Annotated in this window: 3 protein-coding genes and 5 pseudogenes; all 8 read right to left on the reverse strand. The window is 64.9% G+C overall.

Features of this window, described 5'->3' with window-relative positions:
• Positions 1–96 precede the first annotated feature (96 nt).
• A pseudogene (locus ABT070_RS45885) lies at positions 97–525 on the reverse strand (transposase); the annotation flags it as partial.
• Positions 513–851, reverse strand: a pseudogene (locus ABT070_RS45890) (transposase); the annotation flags it as partial. The pseudogenes ABT070_RS45885 and ABT070_RS45890, both read right to left, overlap by 13 nt.
• Positions 852–1,058: 207 nt before the next feature.
• Positions 1,059–1,271 (reverse strand): annotated as a pseudogene (locus ABT070_RS45900) (Tn3 family transposase); the annotation flags it as partial.
• A gap of 513 nt (positions 1,272–1,784) precedes the next feature.
• Entirely contained in the window at positions 1,785–2,414 is a 630-nt protein-coding gene (locus ABT070_RS45905; protein WP_351769294.1) for a DUF4158 domain-containing protein, read from the reverse strand.
• Positions 2,415–2,890: 476 nt separating this feature from the next.
• Complete coding sequence (locus ABT070_RS45910; RefSeq protein ID WP_351769300.1) at positions 2,891–3,022, reverse strand: hypothetical protein; 132 nt, start codon at positions 3,020–3,022, stop codon at positions 2,891–2,893.
• Positions 3,023–3,140: 118 nt separating this feature from the next.
• A complete protein-coding gene (locus ABT070_RS45920; protein WP_351769302.1) occupies positions 3,141–3,335 on the reverse strand; it encodes a hypothetical protein in 195 nt (64 codons plus the stop codon).
• A 574-nt stretch (positions 3,336–3,909) separates the two neighbouring features.
• Positions 3,910–4,043: pseudogene (locus ABT070_RS46400) on the reverse strand (IS630 family transposase); the annotation flags it as partial.
• A gap of 141 nt (positions 4,044–4,184) precedes the next feature.
• Positions 4,185–5,000 (reverse strand): annotated as a pseudogene (locus ABT070_RS46405) (IS630 family transposase); the annotation flags it as partial.
• Positions 5,001–5,097 lie beyond the last annotated feature (97 nt).

Here is a 5,097-nt window from a genome sequence, read left to right on the forward strand (position 1 = left end):
GCTCCCACAGATCTTCAGGCGCTAACCGTTCGACAAGCGCAGCAGTCACTACCCCAGAATGCCGCAAGATCGCACCAACTGAAATGACGTCTTAGTTGGTTTCCGCTCGTAGCGGTGGTTGAGGCGGCGGTAGCCAGTCAGCCAGGACATGGTGCGTTCGATGACCCGCCTTCGGCGGCCGAGCCGTTCGCTGGAGTCCACGCCTTTGCGGGCGATGCGGACGCCGATGCGCTTGCCCCATAACCATCGCCGCAGGTGAGGCACGTCGTACGCCTTGTCCGCATGAAGGCGATGGGGCTGGGGCTTGGAATCGGTCGCGTGGGATTCGTGTCCTATGTGGAAATCCGGCAGCATCGGCTTCAGTGCCTGACTGTCGTGGGTGTTGGCCGCGGAGAGTCCGACACGTAGAGGCAGTCCGTCCGCGTCGGACAGGACATGCATCTTGGAACCGGGCTTACCCCGGTCCACGGGACTCGGACCTGAGTCGGAGTGTCCTGGCCGTCCGGCCATTAGACGAGGAGTGTCTGGACGGGCAGGACGCCGTCCCAACGGTTGCGGCCGCCGCCCGCCTCCTGAGCTGCGGCCAGGGACTGCTTGCCGGCGGGCCGCACTGTCAGCACTGCGAACCGTGAGGTCATCGTGCCTTTGCTCCCCTGCCTCCAGGTCACCTCGGTGAACCGTTCCGCACCCGCCTTTGCTGCGAGGACGCAGACGGCTCGCGGTGGGGTGCGGTAGCGGGGAAGGGTGGGCGGTCCGAGCCCGCCATAAGCAGGTTGGTGCGGCTCGGCATCCTCCGGGTGGGCAACTTCCTTCCCGTTCAGGGCCAGGTCATAGGACAGCCCTCGCTCCTCTGTTGGGCCTCGGCGGTGCCGAGTCGGAGCGCGGTGGCGTACTTGACCATTTGGTCGTACTGCTGCGCGATCAGCTCCCAGCGAATCGGCCGGGTCAGCGAGCCGCCGAGCGCCGACCAGCCGGGCGGGGCGTTGTCGGGGGTACAGGCGGATGCTGCTCAGCCTCGGCAGCAGACGGAAGTTGAGCAGCTCGGTGAAAGCGAACCCGACCACGCTCGCGCCGTGCGTGTCGACGTAGTTGTACTCGATCTCAGCATCCGTGCAGTGCCACAGCAGACTCATGATCATCGTCGCGACCTCGGACCACGAACAGGACTTCAGCTGGGAGTAGATACAGACGTTCTTCTTCGCGACGCGCCAGTCGATCATCACGCCGTTGCCGCCGTTGCGAGCGTGGTACTTGGTCATGATTCGAGGACCAAGAGCCGAACTCTTCGAGTTCGACGCGCACGCGGTGCCCCACCCCCACCAGGCGGGCGAACGTGCCGTTCACCAGCCTGGTGACGACGGCACGCAGGTTGTCGACGGTGATGAAGTGTCGGCGCACGTGCCACGGAGCGGCTTCGGTCTCGCCACGATCGCCCGGATGCCCATGCTGGTACCCAGGGCGAATAGCGCGAGAAGCAGGCCTCGCTGAAGGGTCGCGCGGTCGCCTGGTTCTCCTCGTACGCGGTGCCCGAGGAGAACTTGGCGGTAGGGCCAGTGAGGAAGTCGGCGTTCTTCACCACGTCCAGCAGTTCGAGCACGCCCAGCGGTGGATCACCTCGTTCTTGAGGGTCTGGAGGGCCTGTGGGCTCGTCCAGCGGCTCCAGCCTCGGCACGGAGATCCACGGCTCGCCCTTGCGGGTGCTGATCTTGACCCCGTCCGCGAGCACCGCCGTCAGCCACTCCAGGCTGTCCGTCATCAGCCGCATCAGACCTGTGACGAACTGACTACGACGTCGGCACCGCGTCGCCGACGTCGTAGAAACGCGTCTTGCCGTCGACGTCGGCGTACTTGGCCAGCGGAGCGAGGGCGTCCATCACCGGCCGGTAGGTGGTGCTGTTGCACTTGAGGCCCAGAGTGTTCAGCAGCGGCGGCAGCATCTGCCGGTAGTACGAACTGTACGAGGAGCGGAGCGTGGTGCGGACCTTGGCCTTGAACGCCTTCTCGTTCGCCTTCGCCTCCGCAACCAGGTCGCGCAGCGTCTTCTCACTCACCACCGGGCACAGCACTGCGTGTACGGTCCCGGCCGGCCGGCCCACCGCAGCGTCGGCGAGGCGGAAGAGGATGCCAGGCCTAGGCGCGCTGGTCTGCGTGCAGAAGAGCCGGTCCGATCGTGCCCGCGCGGCGGCCACGATCGGCTCGATACGGCCCTGGAGATCGATGCGGTCGCTGCGGCACCGTACGAGTACGGCCCAGCGCAGCCAGTCCTCAACCAGCTCGATCGGACAGACCTCATCGGCGAGCCAGCCAGCAAGCCGTTCTTCGTCGGCCCGGGTCGCCGGGCGGAACCCGAGGGCGTCGCGGATCTGCTTACGGTGGCTCTTCGCCGAGCGGGACGACAGGTCGTACTTCGCCAAGTTTCACCCGAGGACGTGGTGGCGTGCTGGACGCGGCAGGACCTCGCTGGTAGCTGGTCGCGAACCCTTTGTCGACAATTCGTTCGGCCTGACGAAAGGGGCAGAGGGCCGACGGCTACTTTGCACCGTGGGCCAGAGAGGGCCTTGGCCGATCACCCTGCGGGGGCCGACTACGTCATCGCGGACAAGGCCTACAAACTCCTGCGGCTTTCACGCATACCTGCGCCGGCGCGGCATCGCGCAGCCCATCCGGAGAAGACCGACTAGCTGCGACACAGGCACAACCAAGGTCGCGGATCTCTCGGCTAGTCGTGGATGGATTGCGGCCTAGCTCCGCGGCTCTCGAGCGGATCGCCGCCTTCCCCCGGAGCCGGTCGGCGATCTCGAAGAATGCCGTGCAACCGGCATCAACTGACGCAATCACTGCGGCGGTCTTCATCGTGGGACGGCAAGACCAAGAATCTCGGCGTGAGGTCTCAGAACTTCCTTGACGGTTTGTCGTCAGGAGATCCTTGACGGTCCTCCTGGGTGCCCATGCCCTTGACGTAGAGCCTGGTGATCGGTCCGAGGTTCTTGCGGGGGCGGACCATGCCGTTGCGGGACAGCACCCGGTGGACCGTGGCCCGTGACGGTGCAGACTCCAGTCCGCGGCCCGCGAGTTCGTGGACGATCCGGCGGGCACCCCCTCGGGGATGTCGTCGACGCGACTCGCAGATCTCGGCCTCGCTATCCGCGGACAGGCGCGTGGGGCTGTTTCGCGGGCGCAGAGAGCGGTCCGAGCAGACCGGGCATGCCCTCCAGCTCGGACCGCCGACGCCAGCTGTGCAACGTCTGACGCGAGGTGTCGTACCGGGCGGCGGCCTCACCGAGGACCTCGCGGACAGCCCGGTAGCGGTACTCGGCCAACGGCTGTACATCCACGACTCCGACGAAGCACCCATGTCCTACCGGCAGTTGGGAGACGATGGACGTTCAGCCGAACGTGTCAACCATGTCCAGAGCGTAAACGGTCAAGCATCTCCTGAGACCTCACACCGACAAAGAAGCTCAAGTCGATTGAGGCATCGTGTTGAGCAACCAGACACCACGGTGAACCTGGCTCTGGCGCCTCTGTCTGTCTGTCCGCAGAGTGTGAGTCCCGTTCAGTCCCGCCGCACTAAAACTCCAGGTTAGAAGCCCTGTGCTCGTCTCCTACGGGACTGACGGGACCCAACCTCCTAGTTCTGTCTGTCAGGTGTGTGTGTATGTGCCCGCGTAGGTAGGAAGGGTATCTAGAGGAAAGGAGCACAACATAACTGTCAAGTTCAATCCCGTTGGTCCCGTCCCTCATTTGACTTGCCCTCTGACCTGGGCTTCTTCAACTGAACTGAGAGCGGGACTGAATCTTGCAAGCTACGGTGCCCCGCTCCGGCGCTCACGACGCCGTTACTGAGAGCGATCATCGTTTTGCGGCGGGACTGACGGGACTCACCTCGCGAAATGATTACTGAGGTTTTCAAGGTGGGGTGGGTGGGTCGATAGCCAGGCCGGTGGCGGTGGGGCAGCCGTCGGTCAGGTGGGGTCGGAGTTGGATCTGCGAAACTTGCGGCGGAGTTTGCGGTCGAGGTCGTGGGGTGTGTCGAAGGCAGTGAGCCTCTTCAGCCGCTCCTCCGGCGAGTGAGGGTCCCGAGTATGTTGACGAAGCCTCCAAGCAGGGCAGTTGCTGTCCTTGCCGGGCCGAGCTGCCGAAGCGACGTCACCCGATCGGTGACCACACTGAAAAACCTCAGTGTTGGCCATGGCCCTGCGCACGAATGACCAGACGGCTTCGACGGTTTTCAGGTCGGGTGCGTATGAGGGCAGACGGACGGTGGTGAGCCAGTCGTGCTCGGCTTCGTACTTTTTTCAAGCCCGCTGCCAGGTGGGTGTTGAGATTGTCCCAAACCACCACGATGGGGCCGTCGAGCTGATTGTGGGCCCTCACCAGCGGGTCTCGGTAGTCCTGCAAGGAGAAGCTCTTCCGTGCTCCTTTCAGGAGTAGATGCTGACGGGGCCGGTAGATCAGTCTGGCGGTCTCGCCGGGTTTTTAGCAGCACAGCCCGGCGACCGAAGTCCTGCGGCGGGAACTTCCCCGAACGCGAATAACGAGTGTGTGGCCACGTCGTCCCCAGGTCCGGGCCCGGGGCGGAGTCATCGCGAATCCTGCCTCGTCCTCGAAGACGATCCACGCCCCGGACGCCGCCGCGAGACTTTTGCCCGCGGCCACACCTCCTTCCTTCCAACAGCTGCACCGCGTGCTCGTCGCGTTCGAGCGCACGGCGGGCAGGCGCCTGCCAGGACCAGCCGTGCCGCTTCAGCAGCCGCCATACCGTCGCCACCGACAGGCTCAGCCGCAGACGACGGCGGATCGCCGTCTGGACCCGGGCCAGAGTCCAACGCTCACCGTCGAAGCCGTGCGCTGACGGACCCTTGCCGAGTTCCTCCTCGAGCACCGCGAACTGGACATCGGTAATGGTCGGGAAGTTGGCCGGGCCCGCGGAGTGCAAAAGCCTCCATGCCGCCCTCGCGCCAGGCCCGACGCCAGCGTTCCACCGACCGCACACTGAGGTTTTTCAGTGTGGTCACCGATTGGGTGACGTCGCTTCGGCAGCTCGGCCCGGCAAGGACAGCAACTGCCCTGCTTGGAGGCTTCGTCAACATACTC

Origin of the sequence: Streptomyces sp. NPDC002884 (genome assembly GCF_040295245.1) — a bacterium.
Lineage (GTDB): Bacteria > Actinomycetota > Actinomycetes > Streptomycetales > Streptomycetaceae > Streptomyces.